The organism is Adhaeribacter swui (assembly GCF_014217805.1).
GTDB classification, from domain to species: Bacteria; Bacteroidota; Bacteroidia; order Cytophagales; family Hymenobacteraceae; genus Adhaeribacter; species Adhaeribacter swui.
Map to the genome: position 1 here is coordinate 4,447,707 of NZ_CP055156.1, position 14,828 is coordinate 4,462,534.

A 14,828-nucleotide genomic window follows, 5' to 3' on the forward strand; every position below is an offset into this window, starting at 1 on the left:
TGACCTATAAATAAGCCACCGTTGTAAAAGTAAATTTTTAAAAATTTAGGCCGTTAAACTCCAACCTGAACGGTACTCCCGGGTAACGTACGGATTTGCTTCCGGGGCATTGGTAAACTGCATTTTAGCGGAATCCCACAATAGTTTTTTACCGGTAAAGCGGGTAGCAATAATGCCCAGCAACATGGTTTCGGTAAGCGGACCGGCATAGTCAAAGCTGGAGGAAGGCTGTTTTTTACCGTCTTTGGCGCACCGCACCCAATCCATTTCGTGACTTACATCAATCCGCGGGATGGTTTTGGCGGGTTGCTTGTATTCGGCCATGCGGCTGGCTGGGAGCAGGCGCGGGTTAGCACCATAAGTTTCGTGCATTAACTTGCCTTTGTCGCCAATCATCAATACCCCACCGCTTTTATCCATATTTTCGGTAGGAGCCATTTCCTCAGGTTTAGGTGGCATTAAACCGCCATCGAACCAGGTTAAGGTAACGGCCGGCATGTTGTCGCGGGCGGCAAATTCGTAGGTTACCATGGAGCCACTCGGGTAGGTAGCTAGGTCGTCTTTTCCGCCACCAAATGGCGTGCTGGTTGCTTCTACGCTCAACGGAGCGCCTAACTTTAATGCCCAGTTGGGGTGGTCGAGTAAGTGAGCTCCCATGTCGCCGAGTGCGCTGGCGCCATAATCTACCCAGCCGCGCCATTTAAACGGATGGTACGCTGAATGATAAGGCCGCAGAGGGGCCGGACCACAGAAAGCATCCCAATCTAAACCATCCGGGGTGGCCATGGTATCGGTTGGCCGCGGAATACCTTGCGGCCAGATAGGCCGGTTAGTCCAGGCATAAACCGTATTTACTTTACCAATGGCGCCATCAGCAATCCATTCGTTAATTAAGCGGGCACCTTCACTGGAATGCCCCTGGTTGCCCATTTGCGTAATTACTTTGTATTTGCGGGCGGCTTCGGTTAAGGCACGGGCTTCGTGTACGGTATAAGTGAGCGGTTTTTGCACGTACACGTGCTTTTTCCGGCGCATGGCTTCCATGGCAATAATCGCATGGGTATGGTCGGGCGTCGCCACTACCACACCATCAATGTCTTTGCCCATTTTATCCAGCATTTCGCGGTAATCTTTAAAACGCTTGGCTTTGGGGTATTGCGCTTTTAATTGCGTAAAATTGGTAATCTGTTTTGTAATGTTTTCGCGATCTTTGTCGGTGGTCGCGTTTTTCAAACGCGTTTGGGCGTTTTCTAAATCGGTACCTAACTTATCGAAAGCTTTTCCCGCAAAATTCCAGTCTACATCGCATAGTGCCACAATATTCTGGCTCGATAAGTTTAGTAAATTAGCCCGGCCCATGCCACCAACACCCACTCCGGCTACATTAAATTTATCGCTGGGAGCAACAAAACCTGGTCCGCCCAGTACGTGCCGCGGGAAAATGTAAAAAGAGGCGGCGGTTAATGCGGCTCCTTTCATAAAATCGCGCCGGCTGAAAGCTTTTTTATTTTGCTCAGAAGAATTTTGGGGGTCTTTCATTTTTAAGTTTTAAGATTACAATCAGATTTAAATAAATAGCCTGTTTCGGTAAATTCAGAAGTGTATTTTTTTGGAGAGATTGTTCTAATATTACAGCTTATTTGTAAAACAAGCTACTTTCTTAATAAAAAAATAATTTGCGGGCGTAAAACCAACCTATTTTTTCGGTTTTTTAAAAATTTTAATTTTAGGGCCCGGGTGTTTTAATAGCATGTATGTTTCTTTTTTGATTTGCGGGGGATTATGCCTGGCTTACGGATGGATTATTTTACGACGTTGGTGGGCCTGGCTGCGCGTACCAGATGTTGTTCCAACTGTGGCTGTTCCAACTACTTTTATCTCGGTAATTATACCGGTGCGTAACGAAGCCCGGCATATCTTAAATTTATTGGCCGATTTAGAGCAGCAAACGTATGCCAAGTCAGGTTTTGAAGTTGTAGTGGTTGATGATCACTCAGAAGATAATACCGTTGATTTAGTTCAAAATTTTAAAAAAAGCAGTTATTTACCGGTTCGGTTAATTTGTCTGCAGGAGTACATCGGCTTAAGTCAAAAAAAAGCGGCGATTACCACAGCCGTAACCCAAGCTCAAGGCGAACTAATCGTACAAACCGATGGAGACTGCCGGGTTAATCCGGATTGGCTTTTAACTATAGCCCAATTTTACGAGCAAACCCAAGCAGTATGCATTAGCGGCCCGGTGTGTTTAATAGATAACGGCGATTTATTTACCCGCATGCAGGTAGTAGAATTTGCCAGTTTAATTGGGGTAGGAGGGGCATCTATGGCTCTGGGAAAACCCAATATGTGCAATGGCGCGAACCTGGCTTACACACGAAAAGCTTTTCTGGACGTACAAGGTTATGCGGGCACCGAACACGTAGCCTCCGGCGACGACGAATTTTTAATGCATAAACTAGCCGGAAAATTTCCGGGGCAAGTTCTATTTTTAAAATCGCGGGCGTCCATGGTATATACGGCCGCGCAACAAACAATACCAGCCTTTGTGCAACAGCGCATCCGCTGGGCAAGTAAATGGCCCAATTACCAAGCTGCCCATATTAAAACGCTTGCAGTGCTGGTTTTTGCCGTAAATTTGGGCTTGTTCTGGGCTATAATCAGTTACTTTTTTGGTGGTTTTACCGGCCCGCAAACCTTGGGTTTGTATTTGTTTAAGTTTGGCATTGATGGTTTGTTTTTACTAACTGTTTTGCTTTTTTTTAAGCGGGGAAGATATATTTTGTATCAAATTCCTTTACAATTTGTTTACATACCCTACGTGCTGTATACGGCGCTGCGGGGTTTACGGGGCGCTTACTCCTGGAAAGGCCGGCAAATAGAAAAAGTACCGGTTTAACTAAAAACAAAATAAGAACAGCTTTAACCTGTATGCTGGAAATAAGTCCAGGTTAGGGGTTGGTGGAGTATAAATTTTAAAAATTTGCCTTTTTGACATGACGGAAACAGAATTCGATATTATTGATGAGTTATATTTTGTAAATTCTTTCGCGGATATAGCTACTACTTTAGCTTTAGAAGAGGAAGAGTTAAGCCAAAGTCTACAGGAACTGCTTAAAAAAGGCTATGTAAAGTGCTTCTTCCCCGACCCGGATACCGAAGTAGACTATAATCCAGCTACTTTCCGGGAACAAGGCACCCACTTTTACTACCTGGCTACCAAAGCTGGTTTAATGGCGCACAATTCGCGCTAAAAAGCAAAAATTTAAAAAATGGCACATCCCCCGGCTTATTACATTAAACAGCGATTACTGCGCAATAAGCCGGCTATGTTTGGTTTAAGTATTATTTTGCTGGCTGTACTCATTGCCGTATTGGGTTACGCCATTATGCCCGATGCCACTCCTAATGCCAACCACGCCTTGGTACAATTGCAAAAAAAAGAGCCGGGGTTTTCGGTTCTAATTCTTCGCCTGAAAAAAAAAGTAACCCGGCCAGCTAACTTCCTGGATCAATGGCTCTTTGGCGAGGATTTGCCTTACGAAGAAATTCCCGTGCAAACTTTTCAGGTTACCGCTAAATCCATCCGGATAAATCCGTACGTAAATACCCACGCTTTGCCCGAAGATATACGTATTTTTAATCTGCACGAGGTTTTTGGCTTGAATCTAAGTAACTTACAACATCCCTTGAGTGCGGACGAGCTGAAACAAAAAGTAATTAAAGAAGCTGTAGTTCGCAAAACGTATTGGTTGGGTACCGACCGCGCAGGCAGGGATGTATTAAGCCGGCTCATGCTCGGAACCCGTATTTCTCTGGGTATTGGTTTTGTGGCGGTGGTTATTTCGGTAAGCCTGGGCATTTTAATTGGGGCGGTGGCAGGTTACTTTGGCGGTTGGGTAGATCAGGTAATGCTGTTTCTGATGACCGTTGTTTGGTCGATACCCGGCATTTTGCTGGTTATTGCCATTAGTCTGGCGCTGGATAGCCGGGGCGTGTGGGTTTCTTTTGTGGCTGTAGGCTTAACCATGTGGGTAGATGTGGCCCGGCTCGTGCGGGGGCAGTTTTTAAGTATAAAAGAAAAAACGTACATTGAAGCAGGCCGGGTACTTGGTTTACCACAAACCCGACTTATTTTCCGGCATATACTGCCAAACATGATTGGCTCGTTAATTGTAATGGGTACGGCAAATTTTGCGGCGGCCATATTAATGGAAGCTGGCCTTAGTTTCTTAGGGTTGGGGGTACAACCACCGGCCCCTTCCTGGGGAATGATGGTGAACGAAGGATTTCAATTAATCGGTACTCGGTCCGGATTGTTTTTGGTGGTGCTGCCGAGTTTATGTATAAGTATGTTGGTATTATCTTTTAACTTGCTTGGTAACGGGCTACGTGATGCTTATGACCCCAAATTACTTATCCACAATGCCTAAAGTAAACGCGGAGTTTATGAAGAAGGAGCTTGATTTAAAAAAGCTCGAGCTTTCGGCATTGCTGGAAATTACGCAGGCAATTAACGGCAACTTAACCGATCAGGATCTTTACAAAATCTATCATTTTACCTTACTGGCGCAATTGCACATTTCGCGGTTAAGTTTATTTGTGCTCGAAGATTCCTGGGAGTGTAAAGTAAATTTTGGCACCAGCTATAATTTTAAAAATGGCGAATCTTTGCCCGACGCCATTACGTGCCTCACCGAAATCAGCTACGTTACCGATTTGAACCTGGATGCGCAGTGGAGCGAGTTTGAAACCGTAGTGCCTATTTTGCAGAATAAAAAAATAATTGCTTTTGTTTTTATCGGCAATTCGCACGACTACTATTCTACTTTGGGCGCTTTATCTTTTGTGCAAACGCTAAGTAATATTATTTTGGTAGCTATGCAAAATCGGCGCATGGCCCGGCAGCGTTTAGCAGAAGAAGCCATCCGGAACGAAATTAAAATTGCCCGCGAAGTGCAAACCATGCTTTTCCCGAAAGGTTTGCCCAACGATGATGCCTTAGCAATTCACGCGAGTTATTTGCCCCATTCTTCCATTGGCGGCGACTACTACGATTACATTCAAATTGATGCCGACCAGTTTTTGTTTTGCATTGCTGATGTTTCGGGGAAAGGTGTGCCGGCTTCGTTGTTAATGTCTAACTTTCAGGCGGGTTTACGCACCATCCTGCGTCAGACTACCAACCTGTTAACCATTGTTTCGGAGCTTAATTTTTTAATTTATTGCAACGCCATTGCCGAAAAGTTTATTACGGCCTTCTTCGGTATTTATAACCGCCAGACTAAAGTATTAAGTTACGTAAACGCGGGGCATAATTCGCCGGTATTGCTGCACGAAAATAATGCGGTGCAATTACTTACCGAAGGGTGTACCATGTTGGGTATTTTTGAAACCTTGCCCTTTATATCCCTTACGGAGGTTCCCATTCCGGCTAAATCTTTAATGTTGTGTTATACCGATGGCTTAACCGAGGTATTTAACACCGACGAAGACGAGTATGGCCTGGAAAATACCATCAAGTTCCTGCAAAATTACCGGTACTTGCCCTTGCCCAAACTGCACGAAGAGCTGCTCGAAGAAATTAAAGAACACAACCAAGGCAGCACCAACTTCCACGACGACATTACCCTGCTTTCTTGCCGGTTTAAGTAGAGTATAGTCGATGGTCGATAGTCCAAGGACCATTGGCTAAAGTCTGGCAGGGATGATTATAGGCTGTTTTTAGAATGTGAGGTATTCTTTCAGGTAGAATTTTAAAATTTTACATCGATAACTTTGCCTTTCTCTGTAGTCCAAATATCCAACCGGATTAATACCACCAAAGAGAAGTAAAACAAAAAGCCGATTTTATCGGTTTCTACCAACTCATTTAAAAACAAGTGCACGGTAATAATAAAAAAGCATAAACCGGCCGCCAAAGTTATTTTTTTAAATTCTGGTGTAGTAGCTGCCCGGTGATACAACTTTTCGGGAAGGAGCAGGGCATAGCCCATTAAAATTAAAAACAAAATACCGCCAGGGTAACCTTGTTCGGCAAATTGCAACAAGAAATAATTGTGTACCGTGGATTTCTCCGGGTTATCGCTGACGTAGGTCGTAAATCGGCTTACCGTATATTTAAAATATTCGGGGTAAAAAGAGTTAGGGCCGTGGCCCATCACGGGTTTGGCAGCTACCATGCGGGCGGCGGCAATCCAGCGGTACACCCGTTCCATCCCCGATACATCGCGTAAGGTGTAAGTGGCTTTCAAATGTTTGGTAATATCGCCCTGGTTAAAAATAGTTTTTTCGTACTCCGGGGCGTATTGCATGTAGCGGTAGTTCGAGCTAAAATATAGCACTGTGCCAAGGCAGATTATAAAAACTGAGAGCAACAAGTAGCGCGTTAACCGGAACCGGATAACCAAAGCATAGGCCAGTGCCAAAGGCAAACTTAACCACGAAGCCCGGGTGTAGGAGGCCGCCACTCCGGCCAACAGCAGCAAACTAACCATACCCCATAGAGCCTGCCAGAATTTGTTTTTTTGATAAAGGGTGAGGTACACCGAAAAGGGCAAAGCAGCCGCAGCTAATGCCCCATAGGCCACGTGGTTCCGGAGAAAAGGCGCGACGATTTTATTAACTAAACCAAAAGAAAAACCTACCTGCGCGTGCCGCAACAACGTTATGCCCACCACAATGCCCAAGGCTCCCATAAAAAAGTACAGGTATTTTTGCAGCGTAGCCGGGTTTTGCAGCAAGCTGCTCGTTAAAAATACAAACACCAATAAATACCAGCTTTTCGCGAGCAAATACTTTACGGAACGCACATAATTTTCAGAAAAAAGCGTAGTTACCACCGCCCACATAAATACGAGCAAAAGCATTTTAATTAAACTGTGCTTCCAGAAATGCGGGTTTTGTTTGGCACCCAAAAGCCAGGAGCCTAGCGTACAGCCAGCCAGCAAAATAATCAGGGGCTCTGAGAATAAATCGGTTCCTAAACCATTAGGCAAGTCTACTTCTACGGAAAACGGAATCGCAATCAATAATAAGTAATACAGAATCGAGTAATCCGTGAGTACCACGCCAATTACAACGAATAACAAGGGTATAACCAGAATAAAAACATTCTGCCAGTAAATTGCCATTCCCAGACTCGCCAGTAAAATAAAGCTAAAAGCCCAAAACAGACCAATAGTACGATTACCAGTAGCAGATTCCGGCCATATCATGCGTAAAAGGCTTGGTGCTGCAGGCTTCTTCTCCGTTCCAGCAGAGTTATTACCACCACCGACAGCACAAAAGTAACGAGCGTAGAACCCACAACAATTAACCACCGGATAGGCCGAATTTTTTTAAGCGCCGGAGTAGCCGGTTGCACCAGGTACAAAGAGGTAGTGCCATTTTTCAGGGTAAGTTGCGCTTCGGCGTAGGTTTGCCGGGCTTTTTGGTGTTCTTCCTGCAAAGCTTTAAAAGCGTTTTCCAGACGAGCGATACGATCGGAGCCGGCTAAGTAAGACTCTAGATTAATGCTACTGCCGGCGCTTTTACTTTTTAATGCCTTTAATGCCGCCTGTAAACCTTTAATCTCGGCTGTAAGTGTAATAATTTTGGTATGATTTGCCGGAAGTTGGCTTTTGTAACTTTGCAGCGTGCCCTGCGCCTGTTGCAGATCGGTTTCGGTTTGCACTAAACGTTCCGCTAAAAAACGGCTTTCGGGCCTACCTTCGGCTTCAGCCGACATAGATCCGAAAATGTTGTATTGCTGCCGCGTTAACAGCAACGAATCCTGCATTTGTTTTAACTCTTGCCGTAAAACCAGTTCGCGTTGGGCATAAGCATCTAAAATTTTAAACTGATTAGATCGGGTTAGCTGTTGATTAACTGTATCAATTTGCTGCATAATGGCATTGGCCATCCGGGCCGCAAAAAAATTATTTTGGTCATCGAAAGAAACCTCTACTGCCGAACGGTTATTTTGGTAAATGTTGTAGTTGTATAAAAATTCTTCCGTTACTTTTTGCCGGATTTTATCGGAAGTATCGTGGGCCGGATAGCCGTAGTGCTCTGCGAGTTTAAATTTTTGAATAATGTGTTTTAAAACCGGCTGCGATTGCCCGATGCTAATAAGTCGGTCGGCATCGTCAGTGCTCATGCTCAGAGCTAAGCGCTCTTGGGTGGTATATTCGGGGTTAAGGGTGGTTTGCAGGGCCGGCAAATTAGTAGGATAGAAAATGGCCGTAGACCGGTAAATATCCGGCAATAACAACGCCGTAATAACACTCACCAGAAAACCAGCCAAAGTTACTCCTGCTAAGGGCCAGCGCCATTGCTGCATTAAGGGTAAAAATTTATTTAAATTAAATTCCGAAGACGCCATGTAACTATTGCCCAACTTTACGCTTTATCGTTAATTTAAATTTTTAAAAATTCTGGTTTTCGCCACTCCATTATTGTGTAAGTTTCGAGATTAAAACAGAAGCTGCTTCGCATTCTAAAATGTAATAATTAAATCTACCAACTAGAAGCGAGTAGGATTTTGTGGAGATATCCCATTTTGGTGGTGGAGACACCCCCAAAGGCGCAGGTTGCCTCAATTTCTATTAATACTAAACAGCTTCACAATAAAATACTCGCTATCACTACATCAGCCGATAAGTAGATTTACACTTCTCACTTTATTCAAAAGTCTTCTAATATCTTACATCCAACATCTAATATCCTGCTACTGGTGCCTGGTTAATTTTTTGAAATTCCATTTTGGTAACTTCTTTTTTCAGAATAAAAAATGGATCCATAAGCCGGGTAATGGGCAATGTGGCTTTTTCTAAAAATAACGATAATTTACTTAATGGTTCGCCTTCTATCCGGTTAGCCGGGTTAAATAACTTCCGGATGGCGCCACAAACATAATAACTAACATGAATAGGCAAATATTGGGTAGCTACCAGTTCAAATCCTTTATTTTTTAAAATTTCGACGTAAGTGCTAATCGGCCGCCCGATGTTTAACTCGTCGCCTTTTTCCGTTGCTTCGGTTCTTTCAAACAAAATTACTTTCTCGCGCGCTACCCGGCCCATTTCTTCCAGGTACAGCCGAAACATGTTATAATCGGTGTTGTGTTGCAAAACCGTAACGGAGTAAACAATATCCATGGCGTTATCGGGTAATGGAATGCCGGTACCATCTGTTTTTATCAATTCTACGGTATTATTATTTACATTTTGCGCTGCCAATTGCAACATGTTTTCGGATAAATCCACGCCAACTAAACGGGCGGGTAGGTGCCGGAGCACTTCCCGTAAGTTGCCACCGGGGCCGCTACCTAGTTCTAAAACCGATTTACCCCGAAAATTTATCTGGTTAAAAACTTTCAGAAATTGCTGCCTTTTGTATTCATAATACGGTTCATCATCTCCCGCAATTACGTTTCCGTTGTTTCTTTTGGCAATTTCCTGGGCTACTTTCGACCAGTATTTTTCGGGGATATAGTTCATTTGCTTAAGCTTATAATTACAAAAAACTACATAAAAACCATGATATGCAAGCCAGGAGAGCATACCGGTTAAATCGCCTTTAAATTAAAATCTTGCGAACTGGGCTAGGCTATTTATATTTGCGCATTGTTAATCATCCGGCGATTGCAGAAACAGAAATTTTTAAAAATTTCTGTTTCTATCTTCTGGAAATCATTATTCCCTTACCCGAAAACGTATTAAAAAGCTATTTGGTAATATCAGCCTGGTGGTGCTGCTTAATTTACTCGTGAAACCGGTTTGGCTGGTTCTGGAAAATAACGTGCAAAACCAAATCGGGCATATGGCTTATGGTACTTTTGCTGCTTTATTTTCTTTTACCTACCTCTTTACTGCCTTCACCGATTTAGGCGTTCACCAGTATTTTACGAAACAAACCGCCGCTAACCCGGCTTTTATGCCCGCGCATTTACCGGTAATTTTGCCTTTTAAAACCATTATTTCTTTGTTGTTTCCGGTGCTTATGGTGGTAGCGGGTTGGGTAATTGGGTATAAGGCGCAGGAGCTTTATTATTTAACGTTAATTGGCTTTGCTTTTACGTTTACCCAGTTTACGCTTTTTTTACGGGGCATATTGCAGGCGCACCAATACTTTAATCTCGATGCCTTATTGTCGGTGTTAGAGCGTTTTCTGCTGATTTTTATTATTGCGGCTTTGCTGTATTTCGGCATTAACCTCGAAAAATACGTGTACGCGCGGCTAGCCTCGGTACTTCTTACGTTCGGTATTTTGTTTTTGATTTTTCGGCGCACCTTTGGCGCATTTCCGGCCAGGTGGAATTCTTCGCAACTGCTTCGGGTAATTAAAGCCAGTTTTCCGTTTGCCGTAATTAACCTGGTTTATGGAATTAACGAGAAAGTAGATATGGTGCTATTGGAGCGCTTAGCCTCGAGCGAAGAAGCCGGAATTTACGCCGGGGCGTACCGGTGGGTAGATGCCGTTATGATGTATACCTGGACGGTGCTGCCCATCTTTTTTGCCAAGTTTGCGGCGCATCAACGCGAGCCCCAGGAGCAGCAAAAATTATTACGCTTTGGGCAGGTAATCGGGAGTGTACCTTTAATTTTTATGAGTGTATTCGTGTTTTTTTACGGCGAAAAGTTGTTCTGGCAGTTTAGCAATTCGTCGGCAACGGAGTTAAATTTAATGCGTTTAAACCTGCAAATTTTATTTGCCAGCGTTTTGGTGCACGGTTTTTTTGCTATTTACTCTACCATTCTTACGGCCAGTAATTGGGAATTAACGGTAAGTAAGTTGGTGGCCGCTAGTATTGTGGTAAACGTGCTGCTTAACTTTATTTTTATTCCGGCTTATGGTTCTTTGGCGGCGGCCGTTAATACCCTGCTAAGCGCCGTGTTGGTTTCGGGGGGGTATCTGGCTCTATTGCGGCCTAAGTTAAACATTACCATCCCATTTGTATTAATTTTAAAATTAGGATTAACCACGCTTGGGTTAGCAGGAATATTTTATATTTTATCCTGGTTTTCGGGTTATTGGTGGTTAAACACTATCCTGGCGGGTTTCGCGTTAATAGGATTGTTGTTTGTTACCCGCATCATTAATCTCTCCGAAATCAAGGCAAATCTGCTCACGCCAAATAAGTAAAATTCTGCTATCTGTTTGCATGAAAATAGTTGTTAATACCCGGGTTTTATTACCCGATCAGTTAGAAGGAGTGGGCAAGTTTACGCACGAAATACTGTGGCACCTGGTAGGGCAACATCCGGAGCACGAATTTTATTTTTTGTTCGACCGTCCGTACCATCCGCAGTTTATTTACGGGCCAAATGTAAAACCCTTGGTTATTTACCCCCCGGCCCGGCATCCTTTTTTGTTTTACCTGTGGTTTCAGGGAATGGTGCCGCGGGTATTGCGGCAACTAAAAGCCGATGTTTTTCTATCGATGGATAACATGACCAGCCTGCGCACGCAAGTGCCCCGGGTTACGGTTATTCACGATTTGGCTTACCTGCATTTTCCGGAAGAAAAAAAGTATTTGGACCGGCGTTATTACGAACGGTTTATCCCCCAATTTGCGGCGGCATCGCGGGCTATTTTAACGGTTTCGGAGTTTACCAAAGCCGATGTGGTGCAACAATTAGGGGTAGCGCCCCAAAAAATACAGGTAACTCCCTGCGGTGTTTCTAATTTTTTTAAACCAACAGCTTACGCGCAGCAAATAGAAATCCGGCAAAAATACTGCGCCGGCGAAATGTATTTTGTATTTGTGGGCGCTTTGCAGCCCCGGAAAAACCTGGCCAACGTATTTAAAGCTTTTGATTTTTTTAAAAATTTAACCCGCAGCGAAGTAAAACTGGTAATTGTGGGCCGCAAAGCCTGGAAAGCCCAATCTATTTTAAAAGCTTACCGCCAAATGGAGCATAAAGCCGATGTGGTTTTTACCGGCCGGGTTTCGGATGCGGAGGTCCGGCAATTGTACGGTTCGGCCCTGGGGCTGGTTTTTCCTTCTATTTTCGAAGGTTTTGGTTTACCTATTATTGAAGCCCAGAAATGCCATTGCCCCGTAATTACCAGCAATACCAGTTCCATGCCCGAAGTAGCCGGAAATAGCGCCCTGTTAGTAAATCCATTATTGCCCGACGAAATAGGTGAAGCTCTGATGCAACTGTACCATTATCCCGATAAACGAGAAGCCCTAATTCGGTTGGGGCAGCAAAATTGCCAGCGCTATTCTTGGTCACATTCTGCGCAATTAGTTTATCAAAAACTGGAAGAAGCCGTACAAACCCCAAATATTTCAGTTAAGTACGGGTAAAATGCGAATTTTTAAAACTCCCGCTTTGTTGCGGTTTTTATATCCGGAATACGTCTGGCAACAACCCAATACCAAAAAAATTATTTATCTTACTTTCGACGACGGACCTATTCCGGTGGTAACAGAATTTGTGTTAAATCAATTGGCCAACTTTCAGGCGAAAGCTACTTTTTTCTGCGTGGGCGAAAATATAGGCCGCTACCCGGACATCGCCCGGCAGGTGGTGCAGCAAGGCCATCAACTGGCAAATCATACGCATAATCATTTACGAGGCTGGGCAACTCCCACGGAAGATTACGTGCAGAATATTCAAAAATGCCAGGAGCAAATAAGTCAAATTCAACCGGAAAACGGCGTTAAACTGTTTCGGCCACCTTATGGCCGCATTAAAAAAAAGCAATTTTTAAAAATTAAATCTTCTTATCGCGTCATCATGTGGGATATCCTTACGTATGATTTCGATGTTAACCTGGCGCCGGAGCAAATCCTGCAGAAAATTTTAAAAAAAACTACTGCTGGCTCGGTCGTGGTTTTTCATGATTCCGTAAAAGCGTTTCCTAACCTGCAGTACGTGCTGCCCCGTTTTCTGCATTATTTCACCGGGCTTGGTTACAGCTTTAAATTATTATGATGCTGAAGGTAATTTATTTTGCAGTTTTATTTAGCGTGTCGCTGGTTATCCTGGGTTTGTGGGTGTTTAACCGCCGGCGTTACCGTTCGCAGTTGCTGGTTTTCCCGAAGGTGAGCATTTTAATTGCCGCGCGCAACGAAGAACATACCATTCTCCGTTGTTTAAAGGCCATTGAGAATTTAGATTACCCGCGCGATAAAATAGAAGTTTTAATCGGCGACGATGCCTCCACGGACAATACCTACCGGGTTGTGCGGCAATTTATTCAGGATAAACCCCAGTTTAAATGTGTTACCATTACCCAAAATATGGGAATGGCCCGCGGCAAAGGCAATGTGCTCGCGCATTTAGCCCACATGGCTACCAGCAATTACTTTTTTATCACCGATGCCGATATTCAGGTACCGCCTTCCTGGATTCAGATTATGATGGCGCACGTGCGACCTTACATTGGTATTGTTACCGGCATTACCACTGTTAAAGGCCCAAGGTTGTTTGATAAGCTGCAATCTATTGATTGGATTTATGCTCTGGGTTTATTTCAGGTGGTTACGGACCTGGATTTGCCGGTATTTACTATGGGCAATAACATGCTGATTACCCGCGAGGCTTACGAAGCTACCGGTGGGTACGAAAACATTCCATTCTCGGTAACCGAAGATGCCAAACTTTACCAGGAGGTAGTGAAGAAGCATTTTCATACGGTTAACATCTTCGACGAATCGGTACTGGCTTTATCTACACCGGCCTTGGATACCGGGCAATTATTACGGCAGCGTCGTAGGTGGATGGAAGGCATCAGCCACATTCCGTTTTACATGTCGGCGGTATTTATTTTATATTCTTGCTTTTACCCCATCTGGATTCCGTTTTTTCAGGAAACCACGCCTTTATTTTACTGGGGTATATTAGTAGCAAAAGTAACCTGGCAAACTTTGTTTATTTGGTTATGTGCCCGGCGTATCAATTTTAAATTTTCTATTTGGCAACTACTGCTATATGAGTTCTTTATGATGTTCCTGGGCATTGCGTCTATCATCTATTACATCTTGCCCGTTAAAATTACCTGGAAACAACGAAAATATGCGTAAGCTTGGGTAACTTTGGTATTTCAAATGCCATTGCCTTACCATGATTGATTTAATTGATTCGCACGCGCACATTTACGCTACGGAATTTAAACCGGACCGCGACGAAGTAATCCGGAAGTCGCGGGCTGCCGGGGTTAGCCAGATTTTAATGCCCAACGTGGATCATACCTCGCTAGATAGTTTGTTGCAAACCGAAGTAGATTTTCCGGGTTATTGCCTGCCCATGATGGGCTTACACCCTTGTTCCGTAAAAAAAGATTTTCAGAAAGAGTTATATTTGATAGAAGAGTGGTTGGGTAAACGCCAGTTTATTGCCGTCGGCGAAACCGGCCTGGATTTGTACTGGGATAAATCGTTTATCAACCAGCAAAAAGAAGCCTTAACCATTCAACTGGACTGGGCAAAAAAATACCAAATTCCTATTGTGCTGCATACCCGCGATGCTTTTGAGGAAACGTACGAATTAGTAGCTGCCGCCCAGGATGGTACCTTAACCGGGGTATTTCATTGTTTTAGTGGCACGCCGGAGCAAGCCAAACGGGCCATCGATTTAAAATTTTTCCTGAGTATTGGTGGCGTAAGTACTTTTAAAAACGGGGGAATGGATACCTTACTGCCCGAAATTTCGTTAGACAATCTTTTACTGGAAACCGACTGCCCGTATCTGGCGCCGGTACCGTACCGGGGTAAACGGAATGAACCGGCCTATTTACCGTTGATTGCGGAGCGAATTGCTACTTTAAAGCAAATTTCTCCCGAAAAAGTAGGTCAGGTTACCACCCAGAATACCCGTAATTTATTTAAATTATAA

Annotated in this window: 13 protein-coding genes; 9 read left to right on the top strand and 4 right to left on the bottom strand. The window is 43.9% G+C overall.

The window, feature by feature from the left end:
* Window positions 1-45: 45 nt before the first annotated feature.
* Window positions 46-1,539, bottom strand: coding sequence for a Gfo/Idh/MocA family oxidoreductase (locus HUW51_RS18630; RefSeq protein ID WP_185271141.1), 1,494 nt, complete (start codon window positions 1,537-1,539; stop codon window positions 46-48).
* Window positions 1,540-1,750: 211 nt separating this feature from the next.
* Between HUW51_RS18630 and HUW51_RS18635 the strand changes: the two genes are divergently transcribed.
* From HUW51_RS18635 to HUW51_RS18650, 4 genes are all read left to right on the top strand, one after another.
* On the top strand, window positions 1,751-2,896 hold the full coding sequence (locus tag HUW51_RS18635) for a glycosyltransferase (protein WP_185271142.1): 1,146 nt from the start codon (window positions 1,751-1,753) through the stop codon (window positions 2,894-2,896).
* 97 nt (window positions 2,897-2,993) lie between these two features.
* The gene (locus tag HUW51_RS18640) at window positions 2,994-3,251 is read left to right on the top strand and encodes a hypothetical protein (RefSeq protein WP_185271143.1); all 258 of its coding nucleotides are present in this window, start codon (window positions 2,994-2,996) and stop codon (window positions 3,249-3,251) included.
* Between the two features lie 18 nt (window positions 3,252-3,269).
* A complete protein-coding gene (locus HUW51_RS18645; protein WP_185271144.1) occupies window positions 3,270-4,430 on the top strand; it encodes an ABC transporter permease in 1,161 nt (386 codons plus the stop codon).
* A gap of 16 nt (window positions 4,431-4,446) precedes the next feature.
* The gene (locus HUW51_RS18650) at window positions 4,447-5,652 is read left to right on the top strand and encodes a PP2C family protein-serine/threonine phosphatase (RefSeq protein WP_228466725.1); all 1,206 of its coding nucleotides are present in this window, start codon (window positions 4,447-4,449) and stop codon (window positions 5,650-5,652) included.
* Between the two features lie 101 nt (window positions 5,653-5,753).
* On the opposite strand, the gene HUW51_RS18655 is transcribed toward HUW51_RS18650, so the two are convergent.
* The 3 genes from HUW51_RS18655 to HUW51_RS18665 all read right to left on the bottom strand — a co-directional run bounded on the left by HUW51_RS18655 (window position 5,754) and on the right by HUW51_RS18665 (window position 9,479).
* Complete coding sequence (locus HUW51_RS18655; protein WP_185271146.1) at window positions 5,754-7,214, bottom strand: O-antigen ligase family protein; 1,461 nt, start codon at window positions 7,212-7,214, stop codon at window positions 5,754-5,756.
* A complete protein-coding gene (locus HUW51_RS18660) occupies window positions 7,211-8,362 on the bottom strand; it encodes a GumC domain-containing protein (protein ID WP_185271147.1) in 1,152 nt (383 codons plus the stop codon). The genes HUW51_RS18655 and HUW51_RS18660 overlap by 4 nt, the downstream gene beginning before the upstream one ends.
* Before the next feature lie 334 nt (window positions 8,363-8,696).
* Window positions 8,697-9,479, bottom strand: coding sequence for a class I SAM-dependent methyltransferase (locus HUW51_RS18665; RefSeq protein ID WP_185271148.1), 783 nt, complete (start codon window positions 9,477-9,479; stop codon window positions 8,697-8,699).
* A gap of 247 nt (window positions 9,480-9,726) precedes the next feature.
* Here HUW51_RS18665 and HUW51_RS18670 point away from each other — a divergent pair, with 247 nt between their 5' ends.
* The 5 genes from HUW51_RS18670 to HUW51_RS18690 are packed head-to-tail and all read left to right on the top strand — an operon-like array spanning window position 9,727 to window position 14,828.
* Window positions 9,727-11,124: an oligosaccharide flippase family protein gene (locus HUW51_RS18670; RefSeq protein ID WP_262891291.1), complete on the top strand. Its 1,398-nt coding sequence runs from the start codon at window positions 9,727-9,729 to the stop codon at window positions 11,122-11,124.
* A 19-nt stretch (window positions 11,125-11,143) separates the two neighbouring features.
* On the top strand, window positions 11,144-12,295 hold the full coding sequence (locus tag HUW51_RS18675; RefSeq protein ID WP_185271150.1) for a glycosyltransferase family 4 protein: 1,152 nt from the start codon (window positions 11,144-11,146) through the stop codon (window positions 12,293-12,295).
* A gap of 1 nt (window position 12,296) precedes the next feature.
* Complete coding sequence (locus HUW51_RS18680; protein ID WP_185271151.1) at window positions 12,297-12,926, top strand: polysaccharide deacetylase family protein; 630 nt, start codon at window positions 12,297-12,299, stop codon at window positions 12,924-12,926.
* A complete protein-coding gene (locus HUW51_RS18685) occupies window positions 12,923-14,017 on the top strand; it encodes a glycosyltransferase (RefSeq protein WP_185271152.1) in 1,095 nt (364 codons plus the stop codon). The genes HUW51_RS18680 and HUW51_RS18685 overlap by 4 nt, the downstream gene beginning before the upstream one ends.
* Before the next feature lie 40 nt (window positions 14,018-14,057).
* The gene (locus HUW51_RS18690; protein ID WP_185271153.1) at window positions 14,058-14,828 is read left to right on the top strand and encodes a TatD family hydrolase; all 771 of its coding nucleotides are present in this window, start codon (window positions 14,058-14,060) and stop codon (window positions 14,826-14,828) included.